21 protein-coding genes are annotated in these 23008 nt (G+C 71.6%); 9 read left to right on the top strand and 12 right to left on the bottom strand.

Annotated elements, in window-relative coordinates:
• Positions 1-60 precede the first annotated feature (60 nt).
• Positions 61-981, top strand: a complete 921-nt coding sequence (locus TBR22_RS03595) for a DNA-formamidopyrimidine glycosylase family protein (protein ID WP_239491586.1) — start codon at positions 61-63, stop codon at positions 979-981.
• Between the two features lie 105 nt (positions 982-1086).
• On the opposite strand, the gene TBR22_RS03590 is transcribed toward TBR22_RS03595, so the two are convergent.
• From TBR22_RS03590 to TBR22_RS03565, 6 genes are all read right to left on the bottom strand, one after another.
• Positions 1087-2106: a TIGR02757 family protein gene (locus TBR22_RS03590; RefSeq protein ID WP_239491585.1), complete on the bottom strand. Its 1020-nt coding sequence runs from the start codon at positions 2104-2106 to the stop codon at positions 1087-1089.
• Between the two features lie 121 nt (positions 2107-2227).
• The gene (locus tag TBR22_RS03585; protein ID WP_239491584.1) at positions 2228-2848 is read right to left on the bottom strand and encodes an orotate phosphoribosyltransferase; all 621 of its coding nucleotides are present in this window, start codon (positions 2846-2848) and stop codon (positions 2228-2230) included.
• Positions 2849-2865: 17 nt separating this feature from the next.
• Complete coding sequence (locus TBR22_RS03580) at positions 2866-4191, bottom strand: dihydroorotase (protein WP_239491583.1); 1326 nt, start codon at positions 4189-4191, stop codon at positions 2866-2868.
• An 8-nt stretch (positions 4192-4199) separates the two neighbouring features.
• A complete protein-coding gene (locus tag TBR22_RS03575) occupies positions 4200-5144 on the bottom strand; it encodes an aspartate carbamoyltransferase catalytic subunit (protein ID WP_239491582.1) in 945 nt (314 codons plus the stop codon).
• A complete protein-coding gene (pyrR, locus tag TBR22_RS03570) occupies positions 5141-5677 on the bottom strand; it encodes a bifunctional pyr operon transcriptional regulator/uracil phosphoribosyltransferase PyrR (RefSeq protein ID WP_239491581.1) in 537 nt (178 codons plus the stop codon). Before pyrR ends, TBR22_RS03575 begins: the two co-directional genes overlap by 4 nt.
• Positions 5678-5945: 268 nt before the next feature.
• On the bottom strand, positions 5946-7502 hold the full coding sequence (locus TBR22_RS03565) for an alkaline phosphatase family protein (protein WP_239491580.1): 1557 nt from the start codon (positions 7500-7502) through the stop codon (positions 5946-5948).
• Positions 7503-7528: 26 nt separating this feature from the next.
• Here TBR22_RS03565 and TBR22_RS03560 point away from each other — a divergent pair, with 26 nt between their 5' ends.
• The 3 genes from TBR22_RS03560 to pyrF are packed head-to-tail and all read left to right on the top strand — an operon-like array spanning position 7529 to position 9997.
• Positions 7529-8359, top strand: a complete 831-nt coding sequence (locus TBR22_RS03560; RefSeq protein WP_239491579.1) for a dihydroorotate dehydrogenase electron transfer subunit — start codon at positions 7529-7531, stop codon at positions 8357-8359.
• Positions 8352-9305, top strand: a complete 954-nt coding sequence (locus TBR22_RS03555) for a dihydroorotate dehydrogenase (protein WP_239491578.1) — start codon at positions 8352-8354, stop codon at positions 9303-9305. The genes TBR22_RS03560 and TBR22_RS03555 overlap by 8 nt, the downstream gene beginning before the upstream one ends.
• Positions 9290-9997, top strand: a complete 708-nt coding sequence (gene pyrF, locus TBR22_RS03550) for an orotidine-5'-phosphate decarboxylase (protein WP_239491577.1) — start codon at positions 9290-9292, stop codon at positions 9995-9997. The genes TBR22_RS03555 and pyrF overlap by 16 nt, the downstream gene beginning before the upstream one ends.
• 127 nt (positions 9998-10124) lie before the next feature.
• Here the strand turns inward: pyrF and TBR22_RS03545 are convergent, their stop codons facing one another.
• From TBR22_RS03545 to TBR22_RS03525, 5 genes are all read right to left on the bottom strand, one after another.
• The gene (locus TBR22_RS03545) at positions 10125-10706 is read right to left on the bottom strand and encodes an OmpA family protein (RefSeq protein ID WP_239491576.1); all 582 of its coding nucleotides are present in this window, start codon (positions 10704-10706) and stop codon (positions 10125-10127) included.
• Between the two features lie 104 nt (positions 10707-10810).
• Positions 10811-13066: a protein O-mannosyl-transferase family gene (locus TBR22_RS03540; RefSeq protein ID WP_239491575.1), complete on the bottom strand. Its 2256-nt coding sequence runs from the start codon at positions 13064-13066 to the stop codon at positions 10811-10813.
• A gap of 69 nt (positions 13067-13135) precedes the next feature.
• Positions 13136-13426: a hypothetical protein gene (locus TBR22_RS03535; RefSeq protein ID WP_239491574.1), complete on the bottom strand. Its 291-nt coding sequence runs from the start codon at positions 13424-13426 to the stop codon at positions 13136-13138.
• Positions 13427-13538: 112 nt separating this feature from the next.
• Positions 13539-15611 (bottom strand): cation-translocating P-type ATPase, encoded by a 2073-nt coding sequence (locus TBR22_RS03530; protein ID WP_239491573.1) that lies wholly within the window; start codon positions 15609-15611, stop codon positions 13539-13541.
• A 23-nt stretch (positions 15612-15634) separates the two neighbouring features.
• Positions 15635-16063: a metalloregulator ArsR/SmtB family transcription factor gene (locus TBR22_RS03525; RefSeq protein ID WP_239491572.1), complete on the bottom strand. Its 429-nt coding sequence runs from the start codon at positions 16061-16063 to the stop codon at positions 15635-15637.
• A 309-nt stretch (positions 16064-16372) separates the two neighbouring features.
• Between TBR22_RS03525 and TBR22_RS03520 the strand changes: the two genes are divergently transcribed.
• From TBR22_RS03520 to dacB, 5 genes are read left to right on the top strand one after another with little or no spacing between them, the layout of a single operon-like run.
• Positions 16373-17374, top strand: a complete 1002-nt coding sequence (locus tag TBR22_RS03520; protein WP_239491571.1) for an ABC transporter ATP-binding protein — start codon at positions 16373-16375, stop codon at positions 17372-17374.
• Positions 17367-18140 carry an ABC transporter permease gene (locus TBR22_RS03515; protein ID WP_239491570.1) on the top strand — a complete coding sequence of 258 codons (774 nt, stop codon included), beginning with the start codon at positions 17367-17369 and terminating at the stop codon, positions 18138-18140. The genes TBR22_RS03520 and TBR22_RS03515 overlap by 8 nt, the downstream gene beginning before the upstream one ends.
• A 22-nt stretch (positions 18141-18162) precedes the next feature.
• Positions 18163-19770 carry a GldG family protein gene (locus TBR22_RS03510; RefSeq protein ID WP_239491569.1) on the top strand — a complete coding sequence of 536 codons (1608 nt, stop codon included), beginning with the start codon at positions 18163-18165 and terminating at the stop codon, positions 19768-19770.
• Positions 19767-21161: a DUF4340 domain-containing protein gene (locus tag TBR22_RS03505; protein ID WP_239491568.1), complete on the top strand. Its 1395-nt coding sequence runs from the start codon at positions 19767-19769 to the stop codon at positions 21159-21161. Before TBR22_RS03510 ends, TBR22_RS03505 begins: the two co-directional genes overlap by 4 nt.
• Positions 21158-22648: a D-alanyl-D-alanine carboxypeptidase/D-alanyl-D-alanine-endopeptidase gene (gene dacB, locus TBR22_RS03500; protein ID WP_239491567.1), complete on the top strand. Its 1491-nt coding sequence runs from the start codon at positions 21158-21160 to the stop codon at positions 22646-22648. Before TBR22_RS03505 ends, dacB begins: the two co-directional genes overlap by 4 nt.
• A 106-nt stretch (positions 22649-22754) precedes the next feature.
• Here dacB and TBR22_RS03495 read toward each other — a convergent pair whose 3' ends face one another.
• Positions 22755-22913: a DHHA1 domain-containing protein gene (locus TBR22_RS03495; RefSeq protein ID WP_239491566.1), complete on the bottom strand. Its 159-nt coding sequence runs from the start codon at positions 22911-22913 to the stop codon at positions 22755-22757.
• Positions 22914-23008: the final 95 nt, after the last annotated feature.

Raw genomic sequence — 23008 nt, 5'->3', positions numbered from 1 at the left:
GCCCCGCCTCCCTTGTGACTGGCGTACTCTTCCCTCGTCCCTTGTTCTGGCGTCTGCCCCGTGCCTGAGCTTCCAGACCTGACGATCTACGTCGACGCCATTCGCGCCCGGGCCGTCGGGCAGGCGCTCGAAGGGGTGCGCGTCCGGAGTCCGTTCCTGCTGCGCACCGTCGACCCGCCCCTGGAAGCGTTCACGGGACGGGTGCTTGGCGACGTGCGGCTCCTCGGCAAGCGGCTCGTCTTCGTGTTCCCGGACGAGCACTACCTCGTGCTCCACCTGATGATCGCCGGACGCCTGCAGTGGAAGAAGCCGGGCGCGCCGGTGCCGGGCAAGGTCGGACTGTGCGCGTTCGACTTCACGCCGGGCACGCTGATGCTCACCGAAGCCGGCTCGAAGCGCCGCGCGTCGCTGCATGCCGTGCAGGGTGCCGTGGCGCTCGCGGCGATGGATCCCGGAGGCATCGACGTGATGACCGCCTCGCCGGAGGCGTTCGCCGAGGCGCTGACGCGCGAGCGGCACACGCTCAAGCGCGCGCTCACCGACCCGCGCCTGTTCAGCGGCATCGGCAACGCCTACTCCGACGAGATCCTGCACGCCGCGCAGCTCTCACCGATGCGCCAGACGCACCAATTGTCGGCCGAGGAGATCGCGACACTCCGTGCGGCGACGCGCGACACGCTGCAGGTATGGATCGATCGGTTCCGCGAGCGGGTCGGGGATGGCTTCCCCGAGAAGGTCACGGCCTTCGTCGAGGGCATGGTCGCGCACGGCCGCTACGGGCAGCCCTGCCCGCGCTGCGGCACGCCGATCCAGCGGCTGGTGTACGCGCAGAACGAGGCCAACTACTGCCCGAGGTGCCAGACCGGCGGCAAGCTGCTCGCCGATCGCGCCCTGTCACGCCTGCTGCGCGAGGACTGGCCGAAGAGCCTGGAGGAACTGGAGGAGCGCATGAGCAAGGGACGAGGGACGAGCGACCAGTGACAAGGGAGGCGAGGGACAAGGGAACGGGACGACCAGTAGCGAGGGACGAGACGGGCCGTTCGCGAGGTCCGGCAGCTATGACGAGCGCCGGGCCTTTCCTGGTCCCTACCCGTCCTGGTCCCCTGTCCCTTGGCGTCCTCGTGACTTTCGTACCTGTCCCTTGTCACTCGTTCTGCCCGGCCGGCAGAACCCGCGCAGCGGACAGTGCGTGCTGCCGACCTTCTTGCCGTGGCCACACGCGCCCATCATGCTCATGTGGCACAGCGAGAAGTCGTAGCGCACCGGGTCGTCCGGATCGATCCGTCGTAGCGTCGCCGTGATGTCGGCGGCCATCTTCCAGCCCGGACTGGTGTAGCGCGTCAGGCGCAGGCAGCGGCCGACGCGGATCGTGTGGGTGTCGAGCGGGATCACGAGGCGCGAGCGTGAGACGCCGCTCCACCCGCCGGGATCGACCGCGTCCTGCCGCACCATCCACCGCACGAACAGGTTGAGGCGCTTGCAGGCGCTGCCGAGCGACGGCCGCGGGAAGAAGTAGTGCACGCCGAGGCGTCCCAGCCTTCGCCGACCGCTGGCTTCGCTGGCGGCTTCGGCGGGCAGGCCGCGGGTCGCGCCGCCGTAGGCCTCACGCACGTCCACGGCGCAGGCTTCGGCACAGAACGCCTCGAGGCCCGGCGCCACGTCCTCGCTCGTCGGATCGTCGCCGGCGAGGAACGCGCCCTCGAGTGACCCGTGGCGCGCCCGCAGCGTCCGGAGCACGACCAGCAACGCGACGAGGTCGTCGCCGCGCGTCCAGCGGTGCACCACGTCGGCGAGTGCCGAGCGGGCCAGCGGCACGTCGAGCGCATCGACGTAGGCGGCCGGATGCGGGCCGAGCAGCGCGAGGACGCGCTCGATGCTCGCCAGCACGCTGGCGAGCCGCCCGAAGGCGAGTCCCGACGCAATGGCCGCCACCACCTCCCGATCACGCGGGTCCCCGTAGCGCCACACGAACTGCACCGGGTCGGCCGCCGAGTCGGGCACGTTGTACGCGTCGTGCAGGCGATCGAGCTCGACGCGGAACCGCGCAAGGTCGGCAGGCTTCAGGCCAAGCAGGGGCGCCGGGCGAGCGGATCGGGCGGGAGGCATCGGTGAGTGATCCGGGAAGGCTCACGGCTCAGGGCTCAGGGCTCAGAGAGCGCTCTGACTGCCGACTGCCGACTCCCGGCTGCCGGCCGTGAAGCCAGGGCCGGCTCTCCGAGCCGGCCCGTCAGAAACTCGTGAGCGGCACGCCCGCGGCGCACAGCGGGCACGTCGTCGACGTATTGATGTCGCGCGCGTCGTACTCGAGCAGCGCCACGTTCGGCACGTCCAGCGACACTACCGAGGCCATGCGGTCGTAGATCTGCGCCGTGGCGATCACCTCGCCGCCGGCCTTGCGCACCAGTTCGGCGCAGTGCGCCAACGTCTTCCCGGTGTTGCGCACGTCGTCGACCAGCAGCACCTTCTTGCCGGCGAGCACGCGACGGTAGGTGGAGCGGAGGCGCAGCCCCTCCTCGGCATCGTGCTGCACCGGGGCGAACACGGTGGGCGGGTGCGCGAGGTCACGCCGGCCGTCGAGCAGGCCGGCGATGGTGTGCGCCAGCAGCGCACCGCCGGTCGACGGCCCGACCACGGCCTGCACGTTGGTGGCGATCTCGTACGGCAGCACGTCGAGCAGGTCCTGCGCCAGCTGCCAGATGGTCGCCGGGTGGCAGAACAGCATGTGCGGGTTCAGGTACGTGCGCCCGTGGTAGCCGTTGCCGAAGTCGAAGTGGCCCTCGAGCAGCACGTTGGCGTCCTGGAGGATGCGCTGCGCGCGCCTGCGGACGTCGTCGATCCGATGGGTCATGGGAGGGAAGGACTCCGTTACTGGACCGGCGCCGTCGGCCAGCCCTCGAGGCCGTCGACGGCCGGGTTGCGATAGACGAGGCGGCCGCCGACGATGGTCGCGGCCACGCCCCCCTTCAGGGTCCAGCCCTCGAAGGGCATGTTCTTCGAGAGCGACTTCTGCGAGGCCGCCCTGATGGTGACCGCCAGGTCGGGCGCGAGCACCGTGATGTCGGCCGGCGCCCCCTCGGTGAGCGATCCGCCCGGCACCTTCAGGATGCGCGCCGGGTTGACCGACAGCAGTTCCACCATGCGCGCGAGGTCGATCCGCCCCGTGTGCACGAGACGATCGAAGGTGAGCGGCACCGCCGTCTCGAGGCCCGTGATGCCGAACGGCGCCTGGTCGTACGACAGCGCCTTCTCGTCGGCATGGTGCGGGGCATGGTCGGTGGCGATCACGTCGACGCTGCCGTCGGCCAGTCCTTCGACGAGCGCGTCGACGTCGGCCTGCGGCCGCAGCGGCGGGTTCATCTTCGTGTTGGTGTCGTAGCCGCGCAGCGCCTCGTCGGTCATCACGAAGTGGTGCGGCGTCACCTCGCAGGTCACCGCGATGCCGCGCGCCTTGCCGGCCCTCACCGCGCGCAGCGAGCCCGCCGTGCTGAGGTGCGCGACGTGCACGGGGGTCTTCGTCAGGCCGGCCAGCGTGATGTCGCGCTCGATCCAGAGTTCCTCGGCCTCGCCCGGGATGCCGCGCAACCCGAGCTCGGAGGCCACCGCCCCTTCGTGGACGACACCGTCGCCCTTGAGCGTCGGGTCCTCGCAGTGGTCGATGACCAGCACGTCGAGCATGCCGGCGTACTCGAGCACGCGCCGCATCAGCAACGCCGTCCGGATCGGGTGTCCATCGTCGGACACGGCGACGCAGCCGGCCGCCTTGAGCTCGCCGATCTCGGCCATCTGCTCGCCCTTCGACCCCACCGAGGCCGCGCCGATCGGGTACACGCGCGCCAGGCCGGCCGCAGCCGCCTTGTCGACGATGTAGCGGGTGACCGCGGCGCTGTCGTTGACCGGACTCGTGTTGGGCATGCAGGCGACGGCGGTGAAGCCCCCGGCGACCGCGGCGGCGACACCGCTGGCCACCGTCTCCTTGTGTTCCTGCCCGGGCTCGCGCAGGTGCACGTGCATGTCGATGAGGCCGGGCGTCACGATGCAGCCGGCTGGCACGTCGAGCACCGTGGCGCCGGCGGGCGCCTCGAGGTTGGCGCCGATGCGCGCAATCACGCCGTCGCGGACCTCGACGTCGAGGACCGCGTCGCGGCCGTTGGCGGGATCGACCACGCGGCCGTTCCTGAGGATGTACGTCATGGGTTCACTCATTCGTCGCTCCCGCCGAGCAGGTACAGCACCGCCATGCGCACGGCGACGCCATTGGCCACCTGCTCGAGGATGACGGCACGGGGACCATCGGCGACGTCGGAGGCAATCTCGACGCCGCGGTTCATCGGCCCGGGGTGCATCACGATGGCGTCCGGCTTCGCGAGCGCGAGGCGCTCGGACGTCAGCCCGAACAACGTGAAGTACTCGCGCAGGGACGGGAAGAAGTTGTTCTGCATCCGCTCGAGCTGGATGCGCAGCATCATCACGACGTCGGCGCCCTCGAGCGCCTCCTCGATGGTGCGGCAGGGGATGGCGCCCATCGCCTCGATGCCCACCGGCACGAGCGGCCGCGGCGCGGCGACCCGCACCGTGGCGCCCATCTTGCGCAGGAGCAGCAGGTTGGACCGCAGCACGCGGCTGTGCAGCAGGTCGCCCACGATCGCCACCTGCAGCCCGTCGAGCCGGCCCTTGTGCTGGCGGATCGTGTAGGCGTCGAGCAGCGCCTGCGTCGGGTGCTCGTGCAGGCCGTCGCCGGCGTTGACGATGCGCGATCGGCAGTGCCGCGCCAGCTGCTCGCAGGCCCCCGACGAGGCGTGCCGCACGACGAGCATGTCGGGCTGCATCGCCTCGATGTTGCTCACCGTGTCGAGCAGCGTCTCGCCCTTGACGACGCTCGACGTCGACACGGCGAGGTTGAGCGTGTCGGCGCTCAGGCGCTTCTCGGCGATCTCGAACGAGGTGCGGGTGCGCGTGCTCGGCTCGAAGAACAGGTTGACGATGGTGCGACCGCGCAGCGCCGGCACCTTCTTGATCTGCCGCTCGCCCACCTCGCGCATCGCGTCGGCGGTGTCGAGCACGAGGGTGATCTCGCGCGGCGTGAGGTCGCTGATGCCGAGCAGGTGGCGACCGCTCAGGGCGGTGACCGGCGTCGGCCCGCTCATGCGCCCTCCTCGAGCTGGACCTCGTCGAGGCCGTCGATCTCGGTGAGCCGCACCTGCACGCTCTGCTCCTGCGAGGTCGGCAGGTTCTTGCCCACGTAGTCGGCCTTGATCGGCAGCTCGCGGTGCCCGCGATCGACCAGCACGATCAGCTGGATGCTGCGTGGCCGGCCGTAGTCGATGATCGCGTCCAGCGCGGCGCGGATCGTCCGCCCGGTGTAGAGCACGTCGTCGACAAGCAGCAGTCGGCGCCCCTCGACCGAGAAGCGGATGTCGGTGCTGCGCACCACCGGCTGCGGCCCGACGGGCGTCCGCATGTAGTCGTCGCGGTACAGCGTGATGTCGAGCGAGCCGACCGGCATCGTGACGCTGCCGGCCTCCTTCAGGACCGCCGCGAGCCGCTCGGCGATCACCACGCCACGCGTCCGGATGCCGACCAGGGCCATGTCCGAGAGGTCGCGGTTGCGCTCGAGGATCTCGTGGGCGATGCGGCGGAGCGTGCGCTCGATGCGCGAGCCGTCCATCACCACGGGCATGACACCCTCCGGCAGGCATGGCCAGGCGACGCCGGGAACTCGGCGCGCACGGGGACTCGACGTTGTGGAGGAACCGCGCGGGCGCGCGGCACTTCGGAAGTTGGCATGACGACCTCTTTGCGGACTCACCGGACCGCGATTAAAGAGCCGGCGACAGTGTAGCAGAAGGCCCAGAGGTAGGGCGCGGTGTCCCTACCGCGCCGTTAGCGGCTGGGTGGTACTGACGGCGCGGTCGGAGACCGCGCCCTACCCCTGTGGAGCCTTGAGCCTACTGATAGCTCCTGATGAAGCTCACCGGTCGCCCGTTGGTGAGCGACCCCACGAAGATGTCGGTGCGCGCGTAGCCGTCCATGTCGCGCCCGACCGGCAGGCCGAGGTAGTAGAGGATGGTCGGCAGCACGTCGACGATGGCGCCGAGGGTCTTGCGGCCGGGCGCCACCTGCCGACCGTAGGCGAGCATGAAGCCGTCGGACCGACTGGCCTCCGCCGCCAGCCCCGCGTCGTCGACCAGGCGATCGCGCACGCGCACCAGCGGGCTCGGCGACTCGAGACGATAGCCCGATACGACGAGCAGGAGATCGTCGGGTGCCAGCCGTTGCAGGACACGGCCGATCTCGGCGTCGATGAAGTCGTACACGGCGTCCAGTGGCCGACGCCCGGCCGGCCCCGACAGCGGCAGCAGGGCGTCGCGCGCACCGGCAGACAGCGCCGCGTACCGGATGGCGGCCACCTGCACGTCGCCCTCGAGCAGGGCGGCCTCGAAGCGCTCACGCAATGCGCGGTCGGCCTCGATGGGCGGCAGGTCGGCCCGGCGGGCATCGTCGGCGATGATGCGTCCCCGGCCCGACGCGCCCTGCACGGCGAAGGGCCACCCGGCCGTCACCGCCGGGAAGCCGGAGGCATCGAGCACCCGCCACAAGGGCGCCCCACGCAGGTCCTCCACCCGGTGCGGCGTCGCCGTCAGCACGCCCGACAGCACCAGCAGGTCGGCAAAGACGTACCGCGGCAGCAGGTCGAGCGTCGCCCACCCACCCCGGTAGCGGTCGTGGGCCCGCACCGCCGTGCCCGGTGGGTAGCGCCCCGTGGCCACCGAGGCCCAGATCGGCGAGGGCTGTCGGGGCTCGATCGAGAACAACGTCAGGTAGGCGCCGCCGTCGAGCAGGCGGCCGAAGTTGGGCAACCGCCCCTGCGCTGCCGCCGGCGACACGTAATCGAGCGAGGCGCCGTCGAGCAGGATGATCCACACGCGCCCGGCGGGCTGCTCACGCAGGGTCGCATCGACGGGACGCACGCCCCTGGCCGGCCCCGCGCCGCGCTCGCCAGGCCCGCGCGCGACCAGCGGCAACACCATCGCCGAGACGACGGCGATGCCGAGCAGGGTGCCACCCACGCGGCTACCGCGGCGCCCGAAGCCGTAGTGCACAAGCGCGATGAGCAGCAGCACGCCGGCCGAGATCGCCAGGGTGAGCGCGACGACCGCGCCACGACGGCCCGCGCCTGGCGTCAACGACGCCTGGTACGCCGACAGGTTCAACCACGAGAGCAGCGCGCCGAGGCCGACCACCAGGGTCGTCATCCAGGCGAGGAGGCGCAGGCTCAGCCACCCGGGTCCGCGCCGGGTCGACAGGTACCGGACGAGGCTGGCGAAGAAGAAGGCCGCGGCCAGCAGCACGCCGGCCGTCAGCCCGAGCCGCCAGCCGAGCGAGAACAGCACGCCGGGGTGCAGCGGCACCTGCGGATTGAGCAGCAGCACCAGGTGCAGCAGCATCACGGCGCCGAGGGCGCCGGCCGCGAGGGCGTTGGTCAGCAGTCGCAGGTACGGCATGAGGCGGATGCGCTATGCTGCCCTCGATGATCGTGGACGAGCCGGCCGAGGTGCTCGCGAATCGAGCGCTGTCGGCAGAGTACAACGTCGTGACACTGGCGGCGCCGAGGGTGGCCGCGGCGGCACGGCCGGGTCAGTTCGTCATGGTCAAGACGAAGCCGGGCCTCGAGCCGCTGTTGCGGCGACCGTTCTCCATCTTCGAGATCGTGCGGGGCGCCGATGGCACCCCGACCGGCATCTCCATCCTCAACAAGCGGATCGGCACGGGTACGGGCCAGCTGTTCGAGGCGCGCGTCGGCGACCGCCTCGGGTGCCTCGGCCCGCTCGGCCAGCCGTGGCCGCTGGTGGAGGCGACGACACGCGCGTGGATGGTCGCCGGCGGCGTCGGGCTCGCGCCCTTCGCAACGCTCACCGAGGCGCTCTCGGCGCGCGGCGTGCCGCTCACGCTGTTCTACGGCGCGCGTCGCGGCGAGGATCTCTACTACGCCGAGTGGTTCGCCGAGCGCGGCGTCGAGCTCGTGCTCGCCACCGAGGACGGCAGCCGCGGCGTCCATGGGCGCATCACCGCGCCGCTCGGCGCGGCGCTGCAGGCCACGCCAGCCGACACCCCCGTCGCGATCTACTGCTGCGGCCCGACGCCGATGATGCGCGCGGTCGCCGACCTGGCTGACGCCGCCGGGCGCGATGCCTGGGTCTCGCTCGAGCAGGTGATGGGCTGCGGCATGGGTGGCTGCTACAGCTGCGTGGTGCCGGTGAAGACGGCCGACGGCGGGTCGCACTTCGTCCGCTCGTGCACCAGCGGACCGGTGTTCGCCGCCAGCACCCTGCAGTGGGAAGGGCTGGCCCACCATGGTTGATTTCACGACCCCGCTCGGCCCGCTCACCCTCGTCAACCCGCTGATGGCCGCGAGCGGCTGCTTCGGTTACGGCGTCGAGTACAAGGAAGCGCTCGACCTCTCGACGCTCGGCGCGGTCGTGGTCAAGGGCCTGTTCATGACCGAGCGCGAGGGCCACGCGCCGCCGCGCATCGTCGAGACGCCGGCGGGCATGCTCAACGCCATCGGCCTGCAGGGCATCGGCGTGCACCGCTTCGTGAAGGAGCGCCTGCCGGAACTCCGCGCGCTCGGCGCGACGACCATCGTCAACGTGTGCGGGGTGACGCTCGACGAGTACGTCGAGGTGTGCCGGGTGCTCTCCGATCACGAGGGCGTCGCGGCCATCGAGCTGAACATCTCCTGCCCGAACATCAAGGAAGGCGGCATCCAGTTCGGCTGCAGCCTGCCCGGCACGCACGACGTGGTGTCGGCCGTGCGCAAGGCGACGCGCCTGCCGATCATGCCCAAGCTCACCCCGAACGTCACCGACGTCGCATCGTTCGCGCGCGCCGCCGAAGACGCCGGGGCCGACGCGATCTCGCTCGTCAACACGTTCCTCGCCATGGCCATCGACGTCGAGACGCGACAGCCGAGGCTGACCAACGTGATGGGCGGCCTCAGCGGCCCCGCCATCCGCCCGATCGCCGTGCGCATGGTGTACGAGTGCCGCCAGGCGGTGAAGATCCCGATCGTCGGCATGGGCGGCATCGCGACGGCGACCGACGTGATCGAGTTCATGCTCGCTGGCGCCAACGCCGTGCAGATCGGCACGGCCAACTTCGCCGACCCGTTCATCTGGACGACGGTGATGCGCGACCTCGAGGCGTACTGCGTGCGCCACGGCGTGGCGCGGCTGGCCGACCTGGTCGGCGGCGTGGACATCCCGAAGAAGAAGGCAGCCCCGGCCCCCGCATGTCGCCCATCCTGATCGCCCTCGACGTCGACCGCATCGCGCAGGCCGACACGCTCGTCTCCACGCTGGCCCCGCACGTCGGCGGCTTCAAGGTGGGCAAGCAGCTCTTCGTGAGCGAAGGACCGGCGGCCGTCGCGCCGATCGTCGACCGCGGGCTCCGCCTGTTCCTGGACCTGAAGTTCCACGACATCCCGAACACGGTCGCCGGCGCGGTGCGAGCGGGCACGCGACTCGGGGCGTGGATGATGACCGTGCACGCCAGCGGCGGGTTCGACATGCTGAGGGCGGCGCGCGACGCCGCGCACGAGGAAGCCGCCAGGACCGGCGGCCCGCGCCCACTCATCGTCGGCGTCACGGTGCTCACCAGCCTCGACGACGAGCGGCTCGCGGCGGTGGGAACGACCGACGGCGTGCGCGCGCAGGTGCAGCGGCTCGCCGCGCTGGCCCGCGAGGCGGGCATCGACGGCGTCGTCGCCTCGCCGCAGGAGATCACCCTCATCCGCGACACCTGCGGCAGCGACTTCGCGATCGTCACGCCCGGCATCCGTCCCGCGAGCGCGAGCAAGGACGACCAGGCGCGCACCATGACGCCGCGCGAGGCCGTCGCCGCCGGTGCGAGCTACCTCGTCATCGGGCGACCGATCACCGGTGCCGCCGACCCCGCCGGAGCAGCGGCCGCCATCAACGCCGAGATCGCCGGGCCGTAGGCGTCGAGCTTCAGCTCGACGCGCAACATCTCTGACCGTCGACCTGAAGGTCGACGGCTACACGGAACAGAAAAAGGCCGACGAGCATCGCTGCCCGTCGGCCTTTCGTGTTCCCGCCTGACCGCGCCTACTTCGCCGTGATCAGGAAGTGCCCGCGGCGGTTCTGCGAGTAGCAGCTCTCCGCCTCCTCGGTGCAGAAGGGCTGCTCCTCGCCCTTGCTGACGATCGTGACCCGTTCGGCCGGCAGGCCGAGGCTCACGAGATAGTCACGCACGGCCGCCGCGCGCTGCTCGCCGAGCGCCAGGTTGTACTCCGGCGTGCCGCGGTTGTCGCAGTGGCCCTCGACCAGCACGCGCGTGCCGGTCCACTTCTTCAGCCACTCCATGTTCTTCTGGACGGCGACGCGGCCCTCCTCGCTGAGCTGCGAGCTGTCGTACCCGAAGAACACGTCGGTGAGCGGCTTCTCCGCGTTCAGTTCCTCGAGGCTCTTCTTGGCGAAGAGTTCCTCCTCGGTGAGCGCCCTGGGCGACTCGGCCGCGGGGGCCGGAGCCGGCGGCGGAGGGGGCGGCGGCGGAGGGGGTGCCGGCGTGGTGGCTGGTGCCGGTGGGGGCGGTGCCGGCGCGGGCGCGGGCGCCTTCTTGGCACAGCCTGCGACACCGAGGGCCAGGCACAGGCCGACAGCAGGCAGCACGACCTTCAGTCGAGACATCGATCCGAGACTCCCGGGAGAGAGAAAGATGGGGACACGGTGCCAGGGGCCGACACCGTCACGCGTTGCATCGTGCCACAGCCTATCGGCGCGCCTGAGACGTGTCAACGAACGGCATCGACCCGTATCGTGCCAATCTCCAGCGCCAGCCGTCGCGCGTCGGCGGTGCCGGTCCGCTCGCCCGCCACGAACGAGGGCGACACGCGCCACGTGACGCGCGTGCGCCCGTCCAACGGACGAGCGTCCAGCACGTCCTCGAAGCGGAACGGCCTCGGCAGTTCATGGCGGGCCACCCGCCGGCCGTCGACGAACATCTCGAGCACCGGCTGGCGATCGTAGTGCCGCGGGTAGGTCCCTGCGACCACCAGCCTGGCCTTCCCCTCGAGACCGGCCAGGTCGAAGTGACTCTCGTCACCCACCCAGCGCCATTGTCGGCCAGTGGCGACGTCACGCTCGGGCTCGTACCAACCCGTCCCGAGTGCGATGACGGGCGTGCCCACCGGCTGTGCGTCGAACTGTTCGAGGAAGATGCGCTCGTCGCCAGTGATCCCGAGCGCCCGCACCTCGAGCGGGACGTAGCGCTCCGCCCCGGTCACGTCGGGCAGCGTCCGGACGATCGCGAACGGTCCAGGCGGCACCTCGACGCGCGTCGCATGGCGGCTTCCGACACGGATCTCGAGCACCGCGGGTGACGCACCGGCCGGCGCCAGGTGTCGGCCTCCCACGACGATCGTCACCGGCCCCGGTTGCGTGCGCACCCACGCCGAACTGCCCGTGGTCGAGGGCCCCTGCCCGGCCGCCGCCGACAGGCCGGCGAGTTCGGGCGACAGCCCCCATCCGTCGCCGAGCATCCACTGCGGGTCGACGACGCGATAGACGTCGAAGGCATGAGGTCGCATGCCGCCGAGCATCGCCGCGACGGGCATCGGCCAGCGCACCGCCGAGTCGAGCCGGAAGGCGCGCGGATCGATTGCCCCGCGGTCGCCCCGCCGCGGGTCGACGAGCCAGCGAATCTCGCGCACGCCGCGTTGTAATGCCGCGGTGGCGCCCTGCCACTCGTGCGAGCGCGGTGCCGGCAGCAGCGTGTAGGTCGCGGTCGGCGTGAGGGTGGCACGGGCCCGCCGCGTCTCGGCCCACACGCGGCGATGCATGAGCACGGTCGCCCCGGCACCCTGCGCGTCGGTGGCCAGGCGCGTCATCGCCTCGCCCGAGGTCACGCCGGCGCCGACGTACTGCTGGTGCGCCTGCCCGGCGACGGCCAGCACCACGCCGGCGGCCACGACGGCCGCGGGCGCCGCATACCTCGGCACCCAGCGCACGAGCGCGAGGACGACAAGGGTCGCGACCGCCGGCACGAGCGGGAGCGCGTACCGGGTCGTCTCGGTCTCCTGGAACAGCAGGTGGTACACCAGGTACGGCAGGAAGCCGAGCGTGAGCCAGGTGGCGAGGGCAGGTCGCGCCCGCAGCGCCAGCAGGCCGACCAGTGCCAGGGCGATCGCGACGGCGGCCACGGGCCACCAACCCCAGGGCGAGACGAAGGTGTCGCCGAGCGCCACCAGCAGGCGCCGCACGCCGGGCTGCAGGAACAGCATCGGCACGCCGTCGAAGTCCTCGCCCGCCTGCGAGGCGAGCGCGGCGCGATAGGCCGCCGCGCCGCCGGTGAGCCACACCATCGGCACGGCCCAGGCGATCACGCCGGCCAACGACGCTGCCGCCACGCCGAGCGCGGCGCGCAGGTCGAAGCGCCGCCAGACACCCACGCACACCCACGCGAGCAGCGGCACGACCAGCCACGCCACCTGCGATCGGACGCCGGTGGCCAACCCGCATGCCAGGCCGGCGAGCAGCGCGGTGCGCAGCGGCTCGAGCCGCCAACGCGCGCGCAACAGCAGCCACTGGCAACCGAGCGCCGCGGCCAGGCCGGCCATGTCGCTCAGGGGCCGCGCCGCCGTGATCCAGAACAACGGCGCCGCCGCCACCAGCAGCACGACCAGTCCCGGCAGCGACGAGTCAGCAGGTGATGACGCATCTCGCACGACGATGCGCAGGATGCGGTGCAGGGCGATCAGCGCCAGTGCCGCCGCGAGCCCGGACAACAGCGCCATGGCCATCGCGGCGCGCGCCTGCGGATCGGGCGCCAGCGGCTCCAGCACCGACGCCACGCCCCGGGCCACGAGCGTGAACACCGGGTAGCCGGGCGGATGCGGCTGGTGCGCGGCCACGTCGTAGTGCTGCAGGCCGAGCGCGAAGTTGATCGAGTCGATGTCCTCGAGGTGGCGTGGCAGCCACGCGAGGTGCGCACACAAGAAGAGCGCGGCGACTGCCGGCACGAGCCGGTCGAAGGGTGCAGTGCCGCGCATCGTGGCAGCGGCCTGCCGGAAGGGCAGGCCGCAGGGGGTCAGTCGAGCAGCGGACGCCCGGAGGCGCGGCTACTCGTCTTCCTCGTCGAGGTCGTCCTCGTCATCGTCCCAACCGAGGTCGTCTTCGTCCTCGTCCTCGTCGTCTTCCTCGCCCTCGTCCTCGTCGTCCCAGTCCTCGTCCTCGTCGTCGTCCCAGTCCTCGTCGTCCTCGTCATCGTCCTCGTCTTCCTCGTCCTCGTCGTCGAACGCATGGAAGATCGGCGACTCGAACGAGCTCGCGGGAAAGGACTGGCCGGGCACGGCTTCCAGCTCGAGGTCACGCACGTCGGTACTCTCGCGGCTCGGGGCACTCATGGACATGACGGTCTCCGCAGCCGGTGGGTGTTCCATGCCGGCATGTGCCGGCGCCCCCGACTGCAACGGGCGGATTATAGCGACAAGGCAAGAAGGGTCGCAATCGCGCGCGACCGCGTCAAGCCCCCCGGAACGAGAGTAACCGGAGACCGAGTGCCACCACCAGCAGCGACGCCCCGACGTCGGCCAGCACCGCGAGCCACAGCGACGCCAGGCCCGCGGCGGCGAGCGCGATCACCGCGACCTTGATCGCGAGCGCGAGCGCGACGTTGCCCCGCACCGTGCGCAGCGTCGCGCGCCCGAGCGCGATCGCGTACGGCACGAGCGTCAGGTCGCGGTGCATCATCGCGCCGTCGGCCGCCTCGATCGCCACGGCGGTGCCGCCGTCGGCCATCGCAAGGCCGACGCTCGCGACCGCGAGCGCCGGTCCGTCGTTGATGCCGTCGCCCACCATCAGCACGGCGCCGGCGGCGCCGAGTTCCCGAACGGCGACCGCCTTGTCCTCGGGGAGCAGGCGCGCGCGCCACGTGCCGATGCCGAGGTCGCCGGCCAGGCGCGCGACGGCGCGATCGTGATCGCCCGAGAGCAGCGCGACGTCCATGCCGAGGCGGCGCAGTTGGGCCAGCGCGCTCGCCGCCGTGCCACACGCGTGATCGAGCGCGTCGATCGCCAGCGCCGGCACGTCGTCGACGACCAGCACGGCGGTCACGTCGGGCAACGCAGGGGCGCCAGCGTTCCCCGCGGCCACCCAGTCGGGCCGGCCGATGCGGACCCGCGCGCCGTCGACGACGCCGCTGGCGCCGCGACCGGGCACGTGCTGCGCGGCCTGCACCGGCAGCGGCGCGAGCCCACGCGAGGCTGCCTCGGCGACGATCGCCTCAGCCACCGGGTGGTGCACGCCCGCCTCGAGCGACGCGGCCAGTTGCAGCGCGCGCGCCTCGTCGAAGTCGCCGAGGACCGAGATCGCCTCGAGTCGCAGTCGTCCCTCGGTGGCGGTCCCCGTCTTGTCAAGCGCGACGACGCGGATCGCCGCGAGCCGCTCGAGCACCGCGCCGCCCTTGATCAGGAGGCCTCGTCGGGCAGCCGCAGACAGCGCCGACACCATCGCCACCGGTGTCGCGATGACCAGCGCACACGGGCACGCCACCACCAGCAGCACCAGCGCCCGCTCGATCCAGGCCAGCCACGACGCGCCGGTGACCAGCGGCGGCAGCACGGCGATGAGCACGGCGAGCCCGAGCACGATCGGCGTGTACACCGCGGCGAACCGATCGACGGTCGACTGCACCTGCGCACGGGCCGCATGGGCGCGCTCGACCTGATGGACGATGCGCGCGACCGTGCTGTCGGAGGAGACCCGCGACACCTCGACGGCGAGCGCACCCTCGCCGTTCACCGACCCGGCGTACACGACGTCGCCCTGCAGCTTCAGCACCGGCTCGGCCTCGCCCGTGACGGGCGCCTGGTTCACCGTGCTCTCGCCTGCCGAGACGACGCCGTCGAGCGGAACGCGGGCACCGGGCTTGACCGACACGGTCTGGCCGACGGCGACCTGCTCGACCGGCACGGTGCGCGTCGCGCCGCCGCGGACGACGTCGGCCGTAGGTGGCGTGACCGTGAGCACGTCGGCAATCGCCCGACGCGCCCGCGCCAGGCTGCGGGCCTCGAGCGCCTGCGCGATGCCGAACAGCACGAGCACCGTCGCGGCCTCGAACCACTCGTCGATGGCAAGGGCACCGGTCACCGCCACGGTCATCAGCACGTGGATGTCGAGGCGGCGGCCACGCAGCGCCTGCCACGCCCGGCGCAGGGTCGACGGCGCGGTGAGTGCGACGGCGGCCAGCAGGCTGCCGCGGATCAGCCAGTCGTGCAGGCCGAGCGCCCACAGCACCATGGCGAGCAGGCAGGCGAGCCCGGCGACGACGAGCCGCCAGGTCGCGCCGGCGTCGGCCGGGGGCGGTGCGGCGCCCGCGGTGACGGGCCAGGCGCGCATGCCCGTCTGCGCCACGGCTTCGGCGATCCCGCCGGCGGTCAGCGTGGCGCCGTCGAAGTGCACGCGCAGTTGTCGCGACAGCACGTCGGCGTCGATGGCGACGATGCCGTCGAGGGTGCCGAGCCGCTTCTCGAGGATCGCGACCTCGTGCGCGCAGTCCATCTCCGCGACGTGGAAGGTCGCCGTCCGGTGATCCACGCACCGAGGACAGGCCGGGGCGTTCATCGCGTGCCCCCCGGGGCGCCACGCCGGGTCGATGCCGGCGCGGTCACCTCCTCGTGGACGTGGCTCAGCCCCTGCTGGAACAGCGCCAGGATGTGGCCGTCGTCCAGGGTGTAGAAGATCTGCCGCCCGGCGCGACGGGTGCGGACGATGCGGGCGGCGCGCAGCATGCGCAACTGGTGGGACACGGCCGACTCGCTCATGCCGACCAGGCTCGCCAGGTCACCGACACAGCGCTCGGCGACCGCCATGGCGGCGATCAGCCGGATGCGCGTCGGATCACCGAGGACCCGGAAGGTCTCGGCCAGCGCGCCCGCGGTCTCACTGGAGAGCGGCGGCACCGGCGCCCGGGCCGGGCGACGGCGGCCGGGGGCGGCGCTGCCGGGGACGCGGCCGGGGGTGGAGGCGGCGGGAGTCGGGTGTGACATATGAACAAGTGTTCATATATCACAGGAACGGGGACCGCGAATCGCGGGTCGGGGATCGGCGTCGGGGTGCCGGGCGTCGGGCACCGGGCACCGGGCACCGGGGCGGCGAGCCATGGGTGCCGGGTGCCGGGTGCCAGACGATGGCGGCTGGCGATTGGCGTACCGGAAATTGACCCGCCCCATCGCGCTCATTACGATGTGGGATCGGCAGTCGACCGACGGGAACGACAGCCCGTCACGACGAGCATCCGGCCTGCGTGCGCCCGTCCCCCGACGGCGCCTCGGCGGGCCGCGTCCTGGAGACATACGGTGATCGAGGTGCAGCAGCTCACCAAGCGCTACGGCCCCTTCACGGCGGTCGATGGCGTGAGCTTCAACGTCGGGAAGGGCGAGATCCTGGGGTTCCTGGGGCCCAACGGCGCCGGCAAGACCACCACGATGCGCATCCTGACCGGCTACATGCCGCCCACCGAGGGCCGCGCGCGCGTCGCGGGATTCGACCTGCAGGAGCAGCCGGTGGAGGCCAAGCGCCGCATCGGCTACCTGCCGGAGACACCCCCGCTCTACCCAGACATGACGGTGCGGGAGTACCTCCGCTTCGTCGCCCGCATCAAGGGCGTGCCGGCCGGCGAGCAGGCCAGCCGCGTGGCGACCGTGATGCAGCGCGCGCACGTGGCCGACATGGCCCACCGCCACTGCGGCAAGCTCTCCAAGGGCTACAAGCAGCGGGTCGGGCTGGCGCAGGCGCTCATCCACAACCCCGACGTGCTCGTGCTCGACGAACCCACGGCCGGGCTCGACCCCAAGCAGATCATCGAGACGCGCGACCTGATCCGCAGCCTCGGTGGCGACCACACCATCGTCCTGAGCACGCACATCCTGCCCGAGGTGGCGCAGACCTGTTCGCGCGTCGTGATCATCAACAAGGGTCGCGTCGTGGCCGAGGACACGCCCGAGAACCTCACGGCGCGCCTGCAGGGCGCCGCCTCGGTGTACGTCGAGCTCGACACGCAGGGCGCCGACGCGCAGCCGGTGCTGGCCGGCATCCCGGGGGTCACCGCGGTGAGCGTCGCCAACCGCCACGGCGCCTTCACCGGCTTCGAGGTCCAGAGCGAGAAGGGCCTCGACGTGCGCCGGGCAGTCGCGCAGGCGGCCGTCGGGGCCGGCTTCGGCCTGGTGGAACTCCGGCCGATGCGCATGAGCCTCGAGGAGATCTTCCTGCAGCTCACGACGAGCGATACGCCAGCCGACGGCCAGGGCGTCGCCCCGGTGGCCACGCCGCAGGCAGACGGGGAGGTGGCCGGTGCGTAACACCCTCGCCATCGCCCGACGCGAACTCCACAGCTACTTCGCCTCGCCCATCGCCTACATGCTCGTCGGCCTGTTCGCGCTGCTCTTCGGCTGGATGTTCTACAGCTTCCTGAGCTTCTTCAGCGAGCAGAGCCTCCGCATGTCGCAGTTCGGCATGGGCGGTCCGCAGGCGCTCAACGTCAACGAGATGCTGATCCGGCCGCTGCTCCTGCAGGCCGGGATCATCATCCTCATCTTCATCCCGACGCTCACCATGCGGACCTTCGCCGAGGAGAAGCGCAGCGGCACCATCGAGCTGCTGCTCACCTCGCCGCTCACCGACTGGGAGATCGTCCTCGGCAAGTTCCTGGGCGCGTACACGCTGTACGCCCTGATGCTGCTGCTCAGCGCCCTCAACCTGATCTGGCTCTTCGCCTATGGGGACCCCGAGATCGCCCCGGTGCTCACCGGCTACCTCGGCCTGCTGCTGCTCGGCGGCGGCTTCATCGCCATCGGGCTGTTCCTGTCCAACCTGACGCGCAACCAGATCGTGGCGGGCCTGCTCACCTACGCCGTCCTGCTGATGCTGCTGCTGGTGGCCTGGGTCGGCGAGGGTGCCGGCCCGATCGGCCGCGGCATCGTCTCGGCGCTGTCGGTGTTCCAGCACTTCGAGGACTTCTCGAAGGGCGTCATCGACACGCAGCACGTCGTCTACTACCTGAGCGTGATCGCGTTCGGGCTCTTCCTCACCGCCCGGTCGGTCGATGCCGACCGGTGGCGCGGGTAACCCGGTCCGGAGACGCACAGCCATGAACCGCTTCGTCAACGTCCTCGGCTGGATCGGCACCGCGCTCGTCGTCGCGGCCGTCGCCATCCGCTTCATCAAGCCCGAGCAGCAGCAGATCTGGCAGCGCCTCGCGCTGGCCGGTCTGGTGGTGGTGCTCGCCTACCTCGCGACTCAGTGGCGCGAGTTCGCTGCCATGTGGTCGCGCCGCGGCACCCGCGCCGGCGCGCTGACCTCGGCCAGCGTCCTGCTCCTGCTGGCCATCCTGGTCGGCGTCAACTGGGTGGCGACGCGCCAGCACAAGCGCTGGGACCTCACCGAGGGCGGCCAGTTCACGCTCTCGGACCAGAGTCGCAAGGTGCTGGCCAGCCTGAAGGCGCCGGTGCAGGTGAAGGTGTTCGCCAAGGACACCGAGTTCCAGCGCTTCCGCGATCGCCTCGACGGCTACACGTACGCCAGCAAGCAGCTGCAGGTGGAGTACATCGACCCCGACAAGCAGCCGGCGGTCGCCCGTCAGTGGCAGGTGCAGCAGTACGGCACCATCGCCGTGGACTACAACGGCCGCGTCGAGCGCATCACCACCGACACCGAGCAGGACATCACCAACGCCATCGTCAAGGCGGTGGAAGGCGGCGAGAAGAAGGTGTACTTCTCGTCGGGCCACGGCGAGCGCGACACGACGAGCGCCGACCAGCGCACCGGCTACAACGCGATTGCCGGCGCGCTGCAGCGCGACAACTTCTCGGTCGAGAAGGTCGTCCTCGCGCAGCAGCAGGAGGTGCCCGCCGACGCGGCCGTCCTCGTGATTGCCGGGCCGAAGACCGACTTCCTGCAGCCGGAACTGGACATGGTGTCGCGGTACCTCGACAAGGGCGGCAAGCTGCTGCTGCTGATCGACCCGCCTGACGGCGCCGATGCGCCGCCGCTCACCGGCCTCATCGGCCTGGCGAAGGCCTGGGGCATCGAGGTCGGCACCAACGTCGTCGTCGACGTGAGCAGCGTCGGGCAGTTGCTCGGCGCCGGTCCCTCGGTGCCGGTGGTGGCGACCTATCCCGATCACCCGATCACGCAGAACTTCGGCCTGATCACGGCGTTCCCGCTCGCACGCTCGGTGGCCCCGGTGGAGGGCGGCGTCAACGGGCGCTCCGCGCAGCCGATCGCCTCGACCAGCGCGCAGTCCTGGGCGGAGACCGACCTGAAGGCGGTGTTTGCCGGCACGCCCGTCGAGCGCGATGCCGCCGCGGGCGACAAGGAAGGCCCGATCACGCTGGCCGCCGCGGTCGCCGTCGACGCGCCGGGCGCGCCGAAGACCCCGACGCCGCCACCCGTGCCCGGACAGCCGGCCCCCGAGGCGCCCCGCACGCCGCAGACGCGCGTCGTGGTGATCGGCGACTCCGACTTCGCCAGCAACGCCGTGCTCGGCACGCAGGGCAACCGCGACCTGTTCCTGAACGCGGTCAACTGGGTGGCGCAGCAGGAAGCGCTCATCGCGATCCGGCCCAAGCAGGCCGGTGACCGGCGCGTCACGATGACCGAGGACCAGCAGCGCCGCGTGCTGTACCTGTCGGTGCTGGGCCTGCCGCTCGCAGTGGCCGCGCTCGGCGTGTGGACGTGGAGCCGGAGGCGCGGATGAACCGCGGACGCTCCACCCTCATCCTGCTCGCCCTCGCCGCCGCCCTCGGCGCCTACATCTGGTTCGTCGAGATGAAGCGCGAGGTGACCGACGAGGACGCGCCGAAGACCGAGAAGGTGTTCACGGACCTGAAGGCCGAGGCGATCGCGGCCCTCGAGCTGCACGGATCCAATGGCGATCGCACACGCCTGAAGAAGCAGGGCGTCGGCTGGACGATCGAGTCGCCGGTGCAGGTGCCCGCCGACGCCACCGAAGTGTCGGGCGTGACCAGCAACCTGGCCTCGCTCGACCTGACGCGCGTCATCGACGAGAAGCCGGCCAACCTCGAGACGTTCGGGCTGCACGCGCCACGCGTCTCGGTGACGTTCACGGCCGGCACCACCACGCGCACGCTGCTGCTCGGATCGAAGACCGCCACTGGCGGCGACACCTACGCGAAGCTGGCCGACGCGCCGCGGGTCTTCACCGTGCCGTCGTGGCTCGAGCAGAGCCTCGACCGCACGACGTTCCAGTTGCGCAACAAGGCCATCGTGACGATGGATCGCGAGGCCGTGGATCACCTGGCGATCATCGGCGCGCCCGGCACGATCGAGTTGAAGAAGCAGGGCGACGACTGGCGCCTCGTCCAGCCTCTCCAGGCGCGGGCCGATGCCGCGGAGGTGAGTTCGCTGCTGACCCGCCTGTCGTCGGGGCAGATGCAGGCGATCGTCGCCGAGCAGCCGGCCACGCTCGACACGTACGGCCTGCAGCCCGCCAGGACCACCGTCACGGCGATGGCGGGTGGCAAGACGCTGGCGCAGGTGTTCGTGGGCAGCCCGAGTGGCGACACCGCGGTGCACATGAAGGACGCCGCGCGGCCGATCGTGTTCACCGTGGAGAAGGGCCTGGCCGACGACCTGCAGCGGGCGGCCGCCGCGTATCGGGCCAAGGACGTCTTCGCCTATCGCATGTTCAACCTGTCGCGCCTCGTGTTGATGTGGGGCGACGACAGCCGGACCTTCGAGAAGAAGAAGGCCGGCACCGGCGCGACCGCCACCGAGACGTGGGTGCAGGTCGCGCCCGCCGACACCTCCGTGAAGGCGGCGACGATCGACGACATCGCCAGCCGCCTCGGCACGCTGCGCGCAGAAGGATGGGTGGAGGCGGTCCCCGCCGGCGCGACGCCGGTGCTCAGCGCGGTGGCCACCTTCGGCAGCGGCACGCAGGAACGGGTCGCCATCGTGCAGGCCAACAACCGCATGTACGCCACGCGCGACGGCGAGCCCGGCGCCGCCACCCTCGGCTCGCCGGCGGTGAACGACGTCCTGTCGCTCCTCGCGCCCGCTGCCTCGACCCCGACGACTGCAGCCCCGTCGCCGGCCTCGTCGCCCGCCCCAGGGACCAGGCCGTGATCCCGATTGGCGGCCGCCTCGGCGCGGCCGCGATCGGCCTGCTCGCCCTCGGCGCCTGCGCCACCCGCCAGGCACCGCCTCCGTCGACCAGCACCCTCCCCGCCTCGACGACGGCCGCGCCTTCGCCCGACGCGAGTCTCGGCGCGGCATTCGATGCGAGGTTCGCGGCCACCGAGGGGGCAGTGCTGTGGGCCGTCCGCCTCGAGCGCGCCGACACGCGCGCCGTGCTCGCGACCCGCAATGCCGACCGGCTCGTGGTGCCCGCCTCGAACATGAAGATCGTGACGCTGGCCGCGGCAGCGACCCGCCTGGGGTGGAACCACCGCTTCCACACCCGCCTGCATGCCACGGGACCGATCGAGGGTCGCAGCCTGCGAGGGGATCTCGTGGTGATCGGCAGCGCGGACCCGTCGATCGGGCGCGGCGAGGACCCGCTGGCGAGCTTCAGGGACTGGGCGCGCCGGTTGCGCGCGCACGGCATCAGCCGCATCGAGGGCGATCTGGTCGGCGACCCGACACGCCTCGGCAGCGAGTGGCTCGGCGACTCCTGGAGCTGGGACGATCTTGCGTTCGGCTACGCGGCACCCTACTCCGGCCTGACCTTCCACGAGAACGTCGTGCGCGTGCGCGTCACCCCGGGGGTGGCCGGGCGCCCCGCCACCGTCGCTCTGTGGCCGTCGTCGGCCGGCCTGGCGCTGCAGGCCGACGTGCGCACGACGACCGACGCCACGCCCGCCGTCGAGGTGTCGCGCGCCCTCGGCAGCCCGGTCATCGTCGTGTCGGGAACGGTGCCGCAGGGCGGCAGCCCGGTCGAGCGGACGGTGGCCGTCCCGGATCCGGCGACGTACTTCCTGGGCGCGTTGCGGATGGCACTTGCCGACGAGGGGATCGAGGTGCGCGGCCGCACGCGGGTCGAGGCCATGCCGGACGTCGATGGCGCCACGCCGCTGCTCGTGCACGACTCGCCGCCGCTGTCGGACCTGGCGGTGCGATTCATGAAGGTCAGCCAGAACCTGTACGGCGAGATCCTCCTGCGGGCGCTCGCCGCCGACGCGACTGGCGGGCCCACGATGGTTGCGGCGCGCACCGCGGTGCAGCAGGCACTGGCCGGGGTGGGCGTGCCCGCAGGCACCGTGCAGGAGCTCGACGGGTCCGGCCTCTCGCGGCGCGACTTCGTGACCGCGCGTGCGATCACGACGCTGCTGCACGCCATGCGGGAACCGCCGCACCGAGAGCTGTTCAGGGCGACGCTGCCGATTGCCGGGACCGACGGCACGATCGGCACGCGGTTCAAGGGATCGCCCTGCGCCGGTCGATTGCTGGCCAAGACGGGAACCCTCGCGCACGCGCGAGCGCTCTCGGGCTACATCACGTCGGCGTCGGGCGCCGAGTACGTCTTCTCGGTGATCGCCAACAACTTCCTGCTGCCCAACCGCGAGGTGGACGCGGTGGTCGAGAACGCGCTCGCCCTCGTCTGCGCGTCGTAGGAAGAATTGCAGAACTGCAGACGTTCACAATCTCACTGTCAGCCCTGGCCCCGGTGTGCCGAGGCCGCCATGAAATTCTGAACGTCTGAGATTCTCCTATTTCACGTCACGTTGCGATGATCTCCCGCAACTGATCGACGGTGACGACGACGCCGCCGGCCTGCGCGAGGTCGGGGCGACCACCGCCCTTGCCGCCGTGCGCGGCACACACCTGTCGCACCAGCGCGCCGGCGTCGGCATCACGATCGGCGCTCCTCGCGATCACGAGCGCATGCGGTGCCGCCCCTCGGAGCATTCGATTCGCTTCGGTGGCTGCGCGAGCAACTGCATGACGGTCGCTTCGTCGCGTACACGTACCCC

The sequence above is a fragment of the Luteitalea sp. TBR-22 genome (assembly GCF_016865485.1).
Taxonomy (GTDB): Bacteria; Acidobacteriota; Vicinamibacteria; order Vicinamibacterales; family Vicinamibacteraceae; genus Luteitalea.
Note: the sequence above shows the minus strand (reverse complement) of the source record. Positions and strands in the feature narration are given on the sequence as shown.